Source organism: Pelagibaculum spongiae (assembly GCF_003097315.1).
Taxonomy (GTDB): Bacteria; Pseudomonadota; Gammaproteobacteria; order Enterobacterales; family Pelagibaculaceae; genus Pelagibaculum; species Pelagibaculum spongiae.
Genome location: NZ_QDDL01000005.1, coordinates 33,133 through 47,903 on the forward strand (window position 1 = coordinate 33,133; position 14,771 = coordinate 47,903).

Here is a 14,771-nt window from a genome sequence, read left to right on the forward strand (position 1 = left end):
TAACAGATTATATGCCAGTAAACAGGTCATGATTAAAGATCTTATTTCGATTGAAAATCTTCACTGACTCCTCGATCACATTTCACACAATTTAAACAATAACCTAGCATCGATTGACGACCCATTTGGCTAGTCACCCACAACCGGTTTTGCCATGGTGGATCATGCCTGACATGTTGATAGTGACCACAGATCAACTCAGCAACCCAATGGTTCTCATCATCTTTATGGTATCCCGTAATAGATTGCTGCATTGTCTTTTACTCAGCCTACTTACTGCTTTCAATCCAAAATAATGGCATAAAAAAAGCGCCTATCGGCGCTTTTTAAAAAACATCACACTAGCCAACATGGCGAATTTTAAAATGTCGCCCTTTGATTTTACCACTGCGTAATTTGGCTAACGCACCACTGACAGACCGCTCGGCAACGGCAACATAAGCATAAAACGGGAAGATCTGAATCTTACCAACATACTTGCCTTCAATGCCGCTATCACCGGTTAATGCACCCAGAATATCACCCGGACGCACTTTGTCTTTCTTGCCACCTTCAATACGAATTGTCGCCATGCCGGGGCGGTAGGGTTCCATACCAGATTTCACCGCAGGCAATGCTTCAGCTTTAATTGGTTGGCCTAAGTAATCTTCCAACGAAATTAATTTACGAATTTCATTTTCACAATAAATAGAGCATGCAATACCTTGGCTGCCCGCTCGGCCCGTTCGACCAATCCGGTGAACATGTATTTCAGGGTCATAGGCCATCTGGTAATTAATTACCGCGTCCAGCGAGTCGATATCTAAGCCTCGTGCTGCAACATCGGTAGCAACCAATACCGAAATACTCTTGTTGGCAAAACGTGCCAGCGTTTGATCACGATCTCGCTGCTCTAGATCGCCATGTAACGATAGAACGCTAAAACCATCGTCATGCAGCGCATCAGCAACCATTTGAGTTTCTACTTTGGTATTGCAAAAAATCACTGCCGATTCTGGCTGACGGCTTAACAACACGCTGCGCACTGCATCAATGCGATCTTCGTGGTGATCAACCCGGTAAAAATGTTGGGTGATGGTTTTATCATCGTGAGTAGAAGCCACTTCAACACGAACTGGCTCGCTCATAATGTCCTTAGCAATCTTTTCGATTTGCTTAGGAAAGGTCGCACTAAACAGCAAAGTTTGGCGCTGCTTTGGCATATAACCAAAAATTACATCTAGCGACTCCTGAAAACCCATATCGAGCATTCGATCCGCTTCATCTAGAACCAAGGTATCTAACTCGCTCAGATCAAGCCGCTCTTTACGCAAATGCTCTTCAATACGGCCCGGCGTACCAACAATAATGTGAGCACCGTGTTCCAAAGAACCGATCTGCGGTCCAAAAGGTGTGCCGCCACATAGGGTCAGAATTTTAATGTTATGAATGCTTCTGGCTAAGCGACGCAATTCCTTAGCAACCTGGTCTGCCAACTCTCGGGTTGGACACAACACCAGCGTTTGCACTCGAAAACGCTTCACATTGAGCTTGTTTAATAGCCCCAAACCAAAGGCGGCCGTTTTACCTGAACCGGTTTTACCCTGACCAATCACATCCTTGCCATCAAGAATCGCTGGCAGGCTTTGTGCTTGAATTGGCGTCATCTGGTGATAACCCAAAGAATCAAGATTTTGCAGTAAATCTGCATGCAAATTCAGGGTTGAAAAGTCTGTCTCGCTCAAGAGGGCCGTCCTGTTGGTAAGGTGAAAACGCGCTAAAAATTGCTGAGCCTTGTCGAAATCGGCAAGCATCTAACATAATCAAGCGGCGCATCTTAACAGATTGGCCAAGATTTTCCGTGCAAATATCAAACTGTTGTCTATACCCAAGCCACTTCAAAGATGCAAGATTCAGCTGGAATCAGAAACGTTTTAGGCAAGGCATTGATCGAAGTTAATGGCTATTCCCTTTTCAAAATCAATAACGAAGCATAAAACGTTTCTAAACCAGCCCTTTGGGGATCTCTGAGTCAAACATGCTCATCGTTGCCTCTCTTTTTAAGGGAACAACCATGAATAAAAAGATGCGCCTCAATCATGATTCGCTCAAAGATCCTGAACGCACACTTTGAAGTGGCTTGGGTATAACTACCAGGTAGATCAGTTGTTCTCTTGATCGCCCCAGCCAAGATCTGGTGTACCATGGCTTTTCATTATTGTTCGCCCAGCCCCGCGGAATATTTTATGAGTAAGATTGCTGTTTTTGTTGATGTGCAAAATATTTACTACACCACCCGTCAGGCTTGGGGGCTTCCCTTCAACTATCGCAAGTTCTGGCAGCATCTTAGCCATCAGGGCGATATCGTAATGGCCAATGCCTATGCCATTGCCCGCGCTGACGACGGCCAACATAAGTTCCAGAGCGCACTGCGCCATATCGGTTTTGATGTGAAATTAAAGCCCTATATTCAGCGTAGCGACGGTAGTGCCAAAGGCGATTGGGATGTCGGAATTACCATCGATATTATGCAAGCAGCACCGAATGTTGACCGGGTAATTTTGCTATCGGGTGATGGGGATTTTGATATGCTAATTAACAAAATTCGAAAAGATTATAAAGTGATTACTGAGGTCTATGGCGTGGAAGCATTGACGGCCAATTCTTTAATTCGATCCGCTAATGTTTTCCACCCAATTGAGCCAGAGCTATTGCTGCAATAGTTGCGTATTTGCACTTTTTATCGTCTTCTGATTGATTATTTATTGCTGCACTCAAGCAATGGTGCAGCAGTAAATTGTTTGTAAAAATAGTATCTTTAAACATAAAAGAAATAATCACAGAAATTCACATTGCTACCAATACTCAAGATATCACTGTTATTTACTCTGCTGAATACCCCGGCACTTGATTGAGCAATTGTTTACTGCGAACAAAAAGTCCATTACCTCGGCCAATCTCTCGATCTTGGCCGTCATAAACTACTGCTTCGACAATCCATTGGCTTCGGTTCATATTGACCACCTTACCTACTGAACGCATTTTGCCATTAGAAATTGGCCGAGTGATGTAAGTGGTAAATGACGTTGTCAGCACAAACAGTTCCGGTTCGAGTGAATTGGCAGCAAAAAAGGCTGCATCATCAAGCATCTTGAAATACACCGAACCATGCACCGCACCTGCAGAGTGAAACAGCTTAGGATCGACTTCAATTTCAATCACCGCTTGCGCTTCAGATACGGTAATCTTCGGTAAATAGATTTGATTGACTGGTGCCGACAGATACATGCTTTCCAATGATTGATAGTGCTCGGTTTGCTTAGATAAGCGCTTCTGGGGAACTTCAGACATAATGTGATATCTCAATTTTTGTTGTTATTTTGCCTGCGCAGATCATAAACAGTTTTATTTCCAATCAGAAGCCTCCGAAGAATGCCCTACTGGATAAATCGATGAAAAACCTTTTAAACCACCCTCTGTTTCAACAGCTACAAAATACACCACTACCCGTTCAACGAGTGCAAACGGATTGGCTAGAGCAGGCTTCGATTCAACTAGATATGCTCCGGCTAGATTTACTACACCCACAAGTAAGCGGCAATAAATGGTTCAAGCAAAAGCACCATCTGATTCAAGCAGCTGAACAAGGTTGTAACTGCCTGCTAAGTTTCGGTGGCGCTTGGTCGAATCATATTCATGCTTTGGCAGCTGTTGGCAACTTACTAAAAATTCCAACCATCGGTGTGATTCGTGGCGAGCGGAGCAAAACCCCTTCACCAACGCTAATTGATGCAGAACGCTGGGGCATGCAACTGCATTTTATTAACCGCAAAGATTATCGCCAAAAACATCAACCTGATTTTGTGCAAAAGCTACTGACTGAGCTTGGGCTATCTACTGATAGTTGCTATGTTATTCCTGAAGGTGGCTCTGGGGCATTAGGCATTAAAGGTTGTGAAATGATTCTGCAATCCGGCGCTATCAACCCAAAAGATTACCAACAAATCTGGCTGGCCTCTGGCACCGGTGCAACCAGTGCTGGTGTAATTCGTTCAACTCAAGGGCACAGTCAGATTCATTCAGTTGCGGTATTAAAAGATGCCAACTGGATGACAGATGAAATTGGTCAGTACCTGAAACTCCAACAAAATAATTGGCAGGTTGAAACCGATTTCCATTGTAAAGGCTATGGCAAAACTACGCCTGAATTACTAGCGTTTATCGATGATTTTTACCAGCAAACCGGCATATTGTTAGATCAGGTATATACTGGGAAAATGATGTTTGGGTTGTATCAACAGGTATGCGCTGGCAATGTCAAAATTCACAGAAAAATACTAACAATTCATAGTGGTGGGTTACAAGGAAGCAGAGCGCTTAGATAGCTGTTTAAATATTCAAGGATGATTATGGTTTTTGTTTGCATGGATTTAGATGAGACACTTTTCTCTTCTGAGAATAATATTCGTCAATTTCGCATTTTAAATTTGATATCTTCTGATCAGTATTATCATCTCGACCACGTTGCTTTGTCAATAAACGGTGAAAATATTATATCAAGACAGAGGAAAGAAATAGCAGCAATCAAAGTAAAATTTTTTTACCCTAAAAAACATTTAAATTTTCTCAGCAAAGCATCTCAAGCAACAGGTAGTGGGTTTTGTTTGTTTTTCATTACCAATGGGCTCTATTCAAAAAAAAGCTTTAATGAAATGATTAAACTCGCATGTTCTATTCATAAAATAGCACCTCCTTCAGAATTATTTAATGTTTATAACCGTATCGATCTCTTTGGCCGATCTAGCCATGAACTAGATCCACATAGAATAGCTCAAGCAAAGCTTCAGTCAATGATAAAAGAATTCTCAATTCAGTATGGTATTTATAAAAACAGTCACGAGGAACATTCTTTTTTCTTCGTTGACGACCGCGATGCTACTAGAAAACTCATAGCAGACAGCCTCGATGCAATAACTATTGATCCAAAAGATCGTAATTATTGTGAGAGCATCGAGATGTTAACTGGTCTTGCTGAGGATGCAATATCAAAGAAAGTATTTTTGCATGCTAAATCAATTCAAAGTGATAATTTAATTTAATCTTCATTAATACAACCCTATAGTCTGATAAAACGTCAGTTGAAATTTCTCATTCTGTCTGAGCTATTGAATTGTTGGATTTCATCGAAAGATTCACCAGAAAACTATCATTCTAATTAATCAAGTTTATACTGAAAATTTGCTCTATGCTTTATACTAACGCCTCGTAACATAAGATGTTTTTCGGACTGTCGGCCTTTAGCAATTCACAAACGAGGATTGCAAGGAGTACGCTAAATAGCTTAACTGGAACCAAATATGATATTTATCTGCATGGATCTGGATGAAACTGTTTTTTCATCTCATAAAGCAATTGAAGTACTTACAGCAAATAGCCTCATATCTTCAACACAAAGACTCTTTCTAGACACAACACAGTATCAAACCCACGTAAACATCTTAGTAGATAAAAATAAATTAACTTATGAAGGCGATAAAGTTTGCTTTTTTTATTGCAAAAAACATATGGAGCTTTTTAGCAAAGCATCTCAAGCAACTGGCAGTGGATTCTGTTTGTTTTTCATTACTAATGGATTATATTCTGAAAAAAGTGTAAATGAAATAATTAAATCCGCTTGCTTAATTAATAACATAACACCGCCAACAGAAAATTTTAGAGTTTATAACAGAATTGATCTTTTTGGCCGATATGAGCATGAACCTGATCATAAAAAAGTTTCAGATAAAAAAAACCTACTAATGGTTCGACATCGAGTAAAATTACGTCACAAGTACTCAAATCAATCTGAAAAAAATACCTTTTATTTCATTGATGATAATTTATCTAACCGTGAAATTATTCATATTCGCCAAAAAGCAGAAGTGATAGATCCCACCGATAGATATTACAGCAAAGAAATTGATAAATTAATTAGTCTTGCCGATCAAGAAATAGCAAAAACAGCAGCTGCGCTTGCCAGAGCATTTGAAGATCCCGATGTAGTGTAAGTGTAAGCCTTATCAATACAACCCCACCGGCTGATAAAACGTCAATTCAAATTGCTCATCCTGAGCTAAAAAATGATTCCTATGATAATGAACCACTGCCGGGGTAGTTTTGGCTCGAAAACCAGATTGTGGCAGCCATTGCTGTTGCACCTTACTAATCCACGGTAATAGCTCGCCATATTTGCCGGAAAAATAAAATGCCGCATGCAGCCCACCGGGAATTACCATCTGATTTACCACACCACGGCGTAATAGTGGCTGGTCAATCGCTAAACAAGCCACATAACGACATTGCGCCAATGGCACCAGTAACGGGTTGGAATGATGCAGCCCCCACTGCTGGCGAAAACTACGTTGCTCGGTCGCCGCCCAGGCTTGTAAGGTTTGCCAAGCTAGTCGAATACTTCTGCCATACCCCTGATGGCGCACATAAGCCACCCGCTGCGGCGGTAGCTCAATTAACTCTGGTACCGGCAACTGTAACTGCTGAATTTTCTGCCAACCCGCAGCAATTTCTGGGTCTTCCAGATAAGGTTTTTTTGTCGAAGTTGAAACGGTTTTTCGCCACTGGCCGGGCGATACCGAAAAATTGTTTTTAAATAGCCTGCTGAAAGATGACAAAGATTGATAACCGCAGGTTTCTGCTATTTCCGAAATCGGGCGATACGGATCAAACATCAGCTGATTGGCTGCGTGCTCCATGCGGGTCCGCCGAACATATTGATTGAGATTTTCTCCAGTCACTTGCAGAAAAACCCGGTGAAAATGCTGTTCAGAATAGGCAGCGATTTTAGCCAGTTTTTTAGCACCTAGGTCTGCCGCAATATCTTGGTGCAACTGAAACAAAACATCGTTAATTCTGGTGGTCTGGGTTTGGCTAGCTGGCTTGGCTGGCAAGCACTCGACTTTAATGGATTCTGCAGCTGTTGGCAGATCATGTTTCAAGGGCTTAGCAATTAATGAATCAGGCATAGATCAATTAAATCAAAAAAAGCATATTTGGATCGATAATAGCGCATAAATGGACAAACATAACTATTTGCTATTCGATAAGATGTTTGGATAGCCATTATTTATTTAATCATTAACGCCTGTGCTGTTTATAACGCTTAGGTGTTTATACCCAAAGTAATTGGAGATGCTGGCAGGCAAGCGAAAGCAGCCAACGATAAAGCAGCTTCAAGTGCGGCAGGAACAGGAGCCAGTCGATGCAACCAGCCGATCATCTGCAAAACATGTCGCCTTCCTATATCCGGGAAATCCTGAAAGCGGCCACTGCAGAAAATGTCATCTCATTGGCTGGAGGGTTACCTGCTGCAGAACACTTTCCAATGGCACTGCTGCAACAGCCCCTGCAACAGATCTCACAATCTCCGGAATTGTTTCAATATGGTGCAACGGCTGGCTACCAACCTTTACTGGATTTTTGCGCGGAGCATTACCAGCTAGAAACAGGCAATAGTGGGTTGATTACCACCGGCTCTCAACAAGGTCTAGATCTCATTGCCCGGGCATTTCTTAATCCTGGCGATGGCGTAGCAATGGAAGCACCCTGTTACTTAGGCGCATTACAGGTTTTTGAATTAGCTAAAGCGGAGCTGTTTACCGTAGAACAGTCGGATTCAGGGCCAGACTTAGTCGCATTAGAGCAACTGTTTGCTAAGGGTAATATCAAGATTTTTTATGCGGTACCTGATTTCCACAATCCAACCGGTCGGGTTTGGCCGCTTGCGGCGCGCCAAGCAGTGGCTAAACTATGCCAGCGTTACAAGGTAGGTTTAATTGAAGATGCGCCCTACCGGGAACTTCGTTATCACGGCGATGCCTTACCGATGGTTTCTAGCTTTTGCCCCGAACAAGCTTGGATATTGCGCTCTTTTTCAAAAATTGCACTGCCCGGTATTCGGCTAGCGTTTATTAGCGGGCCACAAAACTGGATTGATCCATTAATCAAAATAAAGCAGGCATCTGATTTACACAGCCCGATTCCGTTACAAGCGCTATTGCTTGGATTATTGAAATCATCAGAATTTAATAACCATTTATTAAAATTAAGAGAACAATACGCTGAACGTTATCAGGCACTATCTGGCGCATTAGATAAATATCTAGGTGATAAAATCAGCTTTCAGCAGGTAGAAGGCGGCATGTTCTTATGGTTAGAATTAAATCAAAAAAATGACCAACCAATCAATACTATGAAATTAGCCGAACGCGCATTAGAAAATAATGTTGCAGTAGTGCCAGGAGAAGTATTTTATCCTGTAGGACAATTATCCCGCCCAGCATTAAGGCTCAACTTTAGCCATGCCAGCCCACAACAATTAGAGATTGCTATCCAACGATTAGTTAAAGCTTTTGATCGTCAATAACTATAATCACTTGTTGTGAGCTGATCTTTGACTTTTATTCAGTGCTTCAATATTAATTGAAGCACTGTTTTAATCTAGCTCTATCATTATTACTTCTTCATCAGAAATTGCGTAGACTCGTTGTTTATCAATCGGATCTAATGCAATTGAAATAATAGCATTATTAGTTAATTGATATTCGTTATAAATATACATGCCAGGGCTATATGAATTAGGCGAACAAGCTGCACCATATAAACAAGAAGCATTGGTTAATTTAAGGTCGAAAAGCTTGCCCGATTTAGTTGAAACCAACAGTCTGGTAGGGTCATCTAATTTTTGTTTAGTGTCGGTTGATTGCTCACCTGGTAACAAAAATATAGGATTATCTCCAATCTGATTTACATCGTGAACTATACGATATTGATTTTCTGCTTGGTCTTGATTTCTAATTATATAATCGTCATCACTGGGATCACATGTAGGCTGTGAATTTTGTACTTCGCTATTTGCAGTCGGATCTGTGATAGATGAATTTAAAATATCTTCAAAAAATATATCGAACAATCCTTGTCTTAAATCTCTATCGCCTACAGGTCTAGGATTATAAAAACTATATAAACAAATCGCCGTATCACCATTTAATTGCGTCGTCGTATTGCTGTTAAAAACACCAAATACTCGATCTAAGTCATTTTTAGGTTCAGTGATTGCTGTGATGTAATTATATCTAAAATCAACGTTTCCGTAACCATTTTCACCAGGCAATACTTCTAACCCGCAGTATAATTTAGCGGTATAATAGCTTTGGAAAAAATGAGCGTCTGCATTGTCTGAAGGGCCAGTATCATTAATGCAATGCCTCGATACTCGAGATTCTATTACCTCATCATTACCTATCAGATTTCTTTGAGTATAAAAATTATATACATAGTCATCGTGGAAGAAACTTTGCTTTGCACTAGATGGATGTCTAATCCAGCCTCTTCCTGAACTAGAAACCGCCCGAGGTTGCAATAAATAATTAGATAACGTCTGGCCATCTTGATCAGAATTAATGGTTGATTTAAATAAAAATGGTGAAATATCACGAGAGGTGCCTCGACTTTCAGTCAAGTTTGAATAAATACCATATTGAGTACCCGAAGTTAAAATTTCATCATACAAACCTGGATTAGTTGCAGATGGCGTTAATTTAAGTGCTAGAGATCCTAAAGGTAATGATTCATTTTGAGACAACGTAACGTGCTGTTCATTGTTAAAGCCAATTTGGCTAAAATCATAATTAGAAAACTGCTCTATCGGAATAATATGGCATTGAATGGCACCTAATTCATTGGCCTGTGGTGTGCTTTCAGGAATGCCTCTTCGCAAACCAGAACCACAGTAATAAAGGCTACTTTGTTCTACATCATATGTGAATTGAACTGGATAGTTCTCGCAAGAATTATCTCCCGTCAAGATACTCTGGCATTTAGATTGATAATCAGAATCAGCTGGGATCGAACGATTGACTGGATTTGATAAATTATTATTAAGCGCAATCAGACTATTATCAGCTGTAATGACCACGTGGTGGTTAGGATCTGATGTAACGACCACTCCTCTTATTGTATCTACATTATTGTTTTTATATACTTTATTTGCTGCAAATCGTTTAACTAAAACTTGATTACTAAACCGATCTGTTTCTGATTCTTCTTGAACTCGAATAAAAAAACTATCTGGAGCATTTTCTGGAACCATTATTGTTGCAGGTGGTACTACAAGCGGTTGTTGCACAATTAAATTAGACTTAGACAAACCACTACTATCTTCAAATAAAGATCGATGCAACATTACGGTATTGCTGCGATTGTCCATATTTATTGTTTGCGATGGAACTACCCCACCCGTAGAAACTTCTGGAGCCAACCAACTTAAACTCTGTTCACCCAAAGCGTTAACAACTGCTATTTCTATAATGTAAGGCCGATCACTATTCAGTCCTTCAAAGGTATAATTTCTTCTGGTCGCAGGCAATGTCACTTCTCGAGTTACAACAGTAACTGCTGGGTTGCCAGCGGGTTCTATTCCAGTGAAACCTCTACCCAAGTCACTGCGCCATGCATGTAAATAATAACCATTAGCACCCTCTACTTCTGGCCAATCAACTTGAATTGCAGTGCTAGAGATTTCAGTAATACGAACTACCGCAGGTGCCCAATTAACCGAAATCATTTGGTTAGCGAGTCCTTCGCTATTATTTGACCAACTATTTTTTATTTGAGCTGAATTTAATGTAACCGATGAAGGTTCGAGCGATGTTGGAACATTGCTTATATTATTGCCATTACTACTGCTGTCACAAGAAATGACAAACCATCCCATTAAAAAAATTGCGATAAAACGCATATAACTTCACCTATGCTGAGTTGTAATCATTCAATGATAACGCCATTATAGTATTACTAGTATATTTTTTAACCTATCAATCAATATCGCTCAACATGTCTTTTGTACTAATCATCGGATTATGATCAATCTAACGAATAGAAACAGCGCACTAGCATCATATATAATCTAGCTAAAGTCCTAACCTACGTTGCTACTCACGGGGCAAAAATCCAGTTATTTGAACTGCGAAGAATGCAGCCATCAATCAAGGCTACAAAAACCGATAAACTCACAAAAGGAAGGGAAGTGCTCAAGCTGTAAGTCTCGGTATCAAGTCCAAGAGCTGCCTCAGTTTCAAAAGCAATCCAGTCGATTCGCTCTATCATCACCTGCCTAGTGAAAGGGCAAAGTACCTACTGTTATTCTATTTTTGAATTTGACTTAAGTTAATCAGTTGTTTGTCGAGAAATTCACATGCAAACATGGCTCTCCATGTTTGCCTGCTCTTTCAACTGTCATATTCAACGACTAGTCTCTCACCAAACTCAACACCGTAACTTGTTATGCAACGCTGTGAAGTCTGCTTTCAAAGTATTCATTTACCCAAAACCTATGTTTTTCTGGCACCTCGCTGCCCGGTTTGTCGCTGTAAATATCATTTGTCCACAGATGGAAGCTGGCAACTGGCAACCCGCACCTGCAACACCAATCTGCTATCACGTATCAAGCTGTTATTTCGAGATGTTTTTCGATCTGCCGGTCATCCAGCATCCACTAGGATAAAGCAGGACTGATAGCCCTATACTTCATCGCACCCGCTTCAATCGAATGCCGTAAACCTAGCTATTTATTGCAAATGATTTCAACGCTACAATAGCAAAAACACAAATTTGCTATCTATGAACTGCCCCCATTGCGATCAGCCCATATCACCCAGTAGTAAAGAGAAATTTCTCTCCAGAGTTCACTGCCCATTGTGTGGTGGTTCCAGTATTTTTCGACCCTCGAATATAAAGATAAATCCGCGATACTACTGGCTACTTGGCCTATGCATTACCTTGACCATACTTGGAAATTATCTTGTTGGTTTTCTGCAACCACAGCTATCAGATGCCTGGTACAACACGGCTAGATTTTTAACAACGACCATACCGCTATTTTTGATGGTATTCGCTTTTTCAAATACAGAGAACTCGGGCCCATGGCTGGAAAAATTATCCAAACAACAAATCAACCAGATTAATGTCGACCTGAAAGTAATTGCAGGGATTTTCATTCTGCTTATTTTTCTGGCTGGTGCTGTGTGGTGGCTGGATCAATATCAACAAGGAATCTAGCTAATTGTCAGTCTGGCGTAATGTTACAACACCGAAAGTGGTAGTTCGCTCAGGCTCAGTACAACCTTGCAGCACAACAATGAATATCAATTGCTTGGCATCGTAGGTTGTCATTGAGGTCACGAAATGCAACATGACCATCATGCAATAACTGCCTTATTCAGTTGCTGACATGGCGTTTTTTACAAGATCAAAAATCAACGATAAAGGACTTTATAAGATGGAAAATAATCATAAGTATATTGTCCAGCTTTGCGGTATCTGCGAGCATGAGATTCAGATCAAAAGTCCTATTCATCCATATAAAACGGTGATCTGTAAAAATTGCAATGCGCACTATTTGCCAGAAGAGATGCCAACCAAAAAAAACAGTAGTGTTAAAAGAAAGGTTTATTTATATGCCGAGTTGATTATTCTGGCTACTGCAATGTATTTAACATTAGAAGTATTTCCAGACACTAAAGAAAATCACTGGCGATTATTTTCATTCTTCACGCTATATATCATAATATTTTCTGTTTTCCAAAGGTTTGTATTTGGCAAAGATCCACTCCCTGAATATAAATTCAAATTGGTTGCCACTCCAAAAGAAATACCAGAATCCTGGCAGAAAAAAGAACGTTGGGCGGTTCTGGGGAGTCTGTTGTTTACTGCATCACTACTGGGAGTACTTTTTCTGTTTATAACCTGATTTTTTTATAACCTGATTTTTTTATAGTCTGATTTGTTTATAATCGCGCTATGACATTTCAGCTACGTCCTTATCAGCGCGAATCTGTGCAGTCGGTTATCCGCCACTTTCGCCAAACCTCTGATCCTGCCTTGATTGTATTGCCCACCGGTGCCGGTAAAAGTCTGGTGATCAGTGAGCTGGCAAGAATCGCCCGTGGCCGGGTGCTGGTGCTAGCCCATGTAAAAGAGCTGGTGGAGCAGAACCATGCCAAATACCAGAGCTATCAACTGGAAGCTTCGATTTTCTCAGCCGGTCTTGGCAAAAAACAAGCAGAGCATCAGGTGGTGTTCGGCTCGGTACAGTCTGTAGTGCGTAACCTTGAGCGGTTTAATGATGATCGCTTCACCCTGCTGATTATCGATGAGTGCCATCGAGTGTCGATGGAGAAAAACTCCAGTTATCACAAAGTGATTAACCACCTACAAGCACAAAACCCAAACCTGAAAGTACTCGGTCTAACTGCAACGCCTTACCGACTAGGCATGGGCTGGCTGTATAAGCTGTACGACAAGGGAAATGGCAAAGGCATTATTCGTAGCGATCAACCGCGTTTTTTTCAAAAATGTATTTATGAGTTACCGCTGCAATACATGATCAGCAATGGCTATTTAACTGAGCCAGTGATGCTGGATGCTGCGGTCGCTTATTATGATTTCAGTAGCTTGAAAACCGATAGTTTTGGTCGCTTTAGTGAAACTGACTTAAATCGGATTTTAAAAAGCTCCGAGCGAGCCACCGCCAGAATTATTCAGCAGGTAATCAAAGAAGCTGAAAATCGCAAAGGTGTGATGATTTTTGCTGCTACGGTTGCCCACGCGCAGGAGATTCTGAGTTATTTACACGACCAGCTATCGAGACAACAATCGGCTTTGATTATTGGCGATACCGATGGCCAACAGCGTGACCAAATCATTGGACAATTCAAACAGCAACACATTAAATTTCTAGTGAATGTCTCGGTACTTACGACTGGTTTTGATGCACCACATGTCGATTTAATTGCTATTTTACGCCCGACTGAATCCATCAGTTTATACCAGCAAATTGCAGGCCGTGGGCTACGACTGGCTGAAGATAAAAAAGACTGCTTGATTATTGATTATGCCGGTAATAATTTCAGTTTGTTTAGCCCGGAAATTGGCCAACCGAAACCCGATAGCAAAGCCGTTCCGGTAACCGTGCCCTGCCCAGCCTGTGGCCATGACAACAGCTTTTGGGGGCTTGTGGATAATGATGGCGACCTGATCGAGCACTATGGCAGGCGTTGTCAGGGCTATCGACAAGATGAAGACCAAAAGCCACAACAATGTGATTTCCGTTATCGCTTTAAAGAATGCCCTAACTGCAATGCCGAGAACGATATCGCGGCTCGAATCTGCCATCAATGCCAACAAATTCTGGTCGATCCAGATACAAAACTGCGTGATGCATTAAACCTAAAAAACGCGCTGGTGATTCGCTGTGCCACTATGCAATTAGCCGCCACTAAAGATAGTAAAGGCGACCGGTTAAAAGTTAGTTATTTCGATGAAGATGGCCTAGAAATTAACGAATACTTTCGGTTTGACAGTAAAGCGCAGCAAGGCGCTTTTTATCACCATTTTGGCAAGCATCATCAGATAAACCGCGGTGAAATGTTTAAAGCCAATAGCGTGGATGATGTGATAAACCAGCAAAAAAAATTCCGGAAACCAGATTTTGTCATCGCCAATAAAGAAAAACACTATTACAAGATCCGAGAAAAGATCTTTGATTACAGCGGTAACTACCGAAAGGCCGAAGATTGGAGTGAGTAAGCCTTTATACCCTCACTTCTCAAAATGATGACTCAACTCACATAGCATGAAGTTGAAACCAGTATGATAACTCGATCTTGAGCCAAATTTGGTTTGATACCTTTTATGTGTTGTCAAGTTTCGCTATATAATCTAATATCGGATCAATATTG

12 protein-coding genes are annotated in these 14,771 nt (G+C 41.0%); 7 read left to right on the forward strand and 5 right to left on the reverse strand.

The genetic code is table 11. The annotated features are described in order from the left end of the window. Positions 1–41 precede the first annotated feature (41 nt). Both DC094_RS12640 and dbpA read right to left on the reverse strand, forming a co-directional pair. Positions 42–254 carry a DUF3565 domain-containing protein gene (locus DC094_RS12640; RefSeq protein ID WP_116687481.1) on the reverse strand — a complete coding sequence of 71 codons (213 nt, stop codon included), beginning with the start codon at positions 252–254 and terminating at the stop codon, positions 42–44. Between the two features lie 87 nt (positions 255–341). Then, positions 342–1,724, reverse strand: a complete 1,383-nt coding sequence (dbpA, locus tag DC094_RS12645) for an ATP-dependent RNA helicase DbpA (protein ID WP_116687754.1) — start codon at positions 1,722–1,724, stop codon at positions 342–344. Between the two features lie 501 nt (positions 1,725–2,225). Here dbpA and DC094_RS12650 point away from each other — a divergent pair. Continuing rightward, positions 2,226–2,702, forward strand: a complete 477-nt coding sequence (locus DC094_RS12650) for a LabA-like NYN domain-containing protein (RefSeq protein WP_116687755.1) — start codon at positions 2,226–2,228, stop codon at positions 2,700–2,702. 160 nt (positions 2,703–2,862) lie between these two features. Here DC094_RS12650 and DC094_RS12655 read toward each other — a convergent pair whose 3' ends face one another. Then, the gene (locus tag DC094_RS12655) at positions 2,863–3,330 is read right to left on the reverse strand and encodes a PaaI family thioesterase (protein WP_116687482.1); all 468 of its coding nucleotides are present in this window, start codon (positions 3,328–3,330) and stop codon (positions 2,863–2,865) included. A 101-nt stretch (positions 3,331–3,431) separates the two neighbouring features. Here DC094_RS12655 and DC094_RS12660 point away from each other — a divergent pair, with 101 nt between their 5' ends. The 3 genes from DC094_RS12660 to DC094_RS12670 all read left to right on the forward strand — a co-directional run bounded on the left by DC094_RS12660 (position 3,432) and on the right by DC094_RS12670 (position 6,026). Beyond that, positions 3,432–4,364, forward strand: coding sequence for a 1-aminocyclopropane-1-carboxylate deaminase/D-cysteine desulfhydrase (locus tag DC094_RS12660; protein WP_116687483.1), 933 nt, complete (start codon positions 3,432–3,434; stop codon positions 4,362–4,364). Positions 4,365–4,403: 39 nt separating this feature from the next. Then, positions 4,404–5,078 (forward strand): hypothetical protein, encoded by a 675-nt coding sequence (locus tag DC094_RS12665; RefSeq protein WP_133245538.1) that lies wholly within the window; start codon positions 4,404–4,406, stop codon positions 5,076–5,078. Between the two features lie 273 nt (positions 5,079–5,351). Then, entirely contained in the window at positions 5,352–6,026 is a 675-nt protein-coding gene (locus DC094_RS12670) for a hypothetical protein (protein ID WP_116687485.1), read from the forward strand. A gap of 12 nt (positions 6,027–6,038) precedes the next feature. On the opposite strand, the gene DC094_RS12675 is transcribed toward DC094_RS12670, so the two are convergent. Then, positions 6,039–6,998, reverse strand: a complete 960-nt coding sequence (locus DC094_RS12675; protein WP_116687486.1) for an AraC family transcriptional regulator — start codon at positions 6,996–6,998, stop codon at positions 6,039–6,041. A 236-nt stretch (positions 6,999–7,234) separates the two neighbouring features. On the opposite strand from DC094_RS12675, the gene DC094_RS12680 reads away from it, so the two are divergent. Beyond that, positions 7,235–8,398 (forward strand): aminotransferase-like domain-containing protein, encoded by a 1,164-nt coding sequence (locus tag DC094_RS12680; protein WP_116687487.1) that lies wholly within the window; start codon positions 7,235–7,237, stop codon positions 8,396–8,398. A 69-nt stretch (positions 8,399–8,467) separates the two neighbouring features. Here DC094_RS12680 and DC094_RS12685 read toward each other — a convergent pair whose 3' ends face one another. After that, entirely contained in the window at positions 8,468–10,771 is a 2,304-nt protein-coding gene (locus tag DC094_RS12685; protein ID WP_116687488.1) for a fibronectin type III domain-containing protein, read from the reverse strand. A gap of 1,539 nt (positions 10,772–12,310) precedes the next feature. Here DC094_RS12685 and DC094_RS12695 point away from each other — a divergent pair. Then, on the forward strand, positions 12,311–12,781 hold the full coding sequence (locus DC094_RS12695; protein WP_133245539.1) for a hypothetical protein: 471 nt from the start codon (positions 12,311–12,313) through the stop codon (positions 12,779–12,781). A 50-nt stretch (positions 12,782–12,831) separates the two neighbouring features. Next, complete coding sequence (radD, locus tag DC094_RS12700; RefSeq protein WP_116687491.1) at positions 12,832–14,619, forward strand: DNA repair helicase RadD; 1,788 nt, start codon at positions 12,832–12,834, stop codon at positions 14,617–14,619. Positions 14,620–14,771 lie beyond the last annotated feature (152 nt).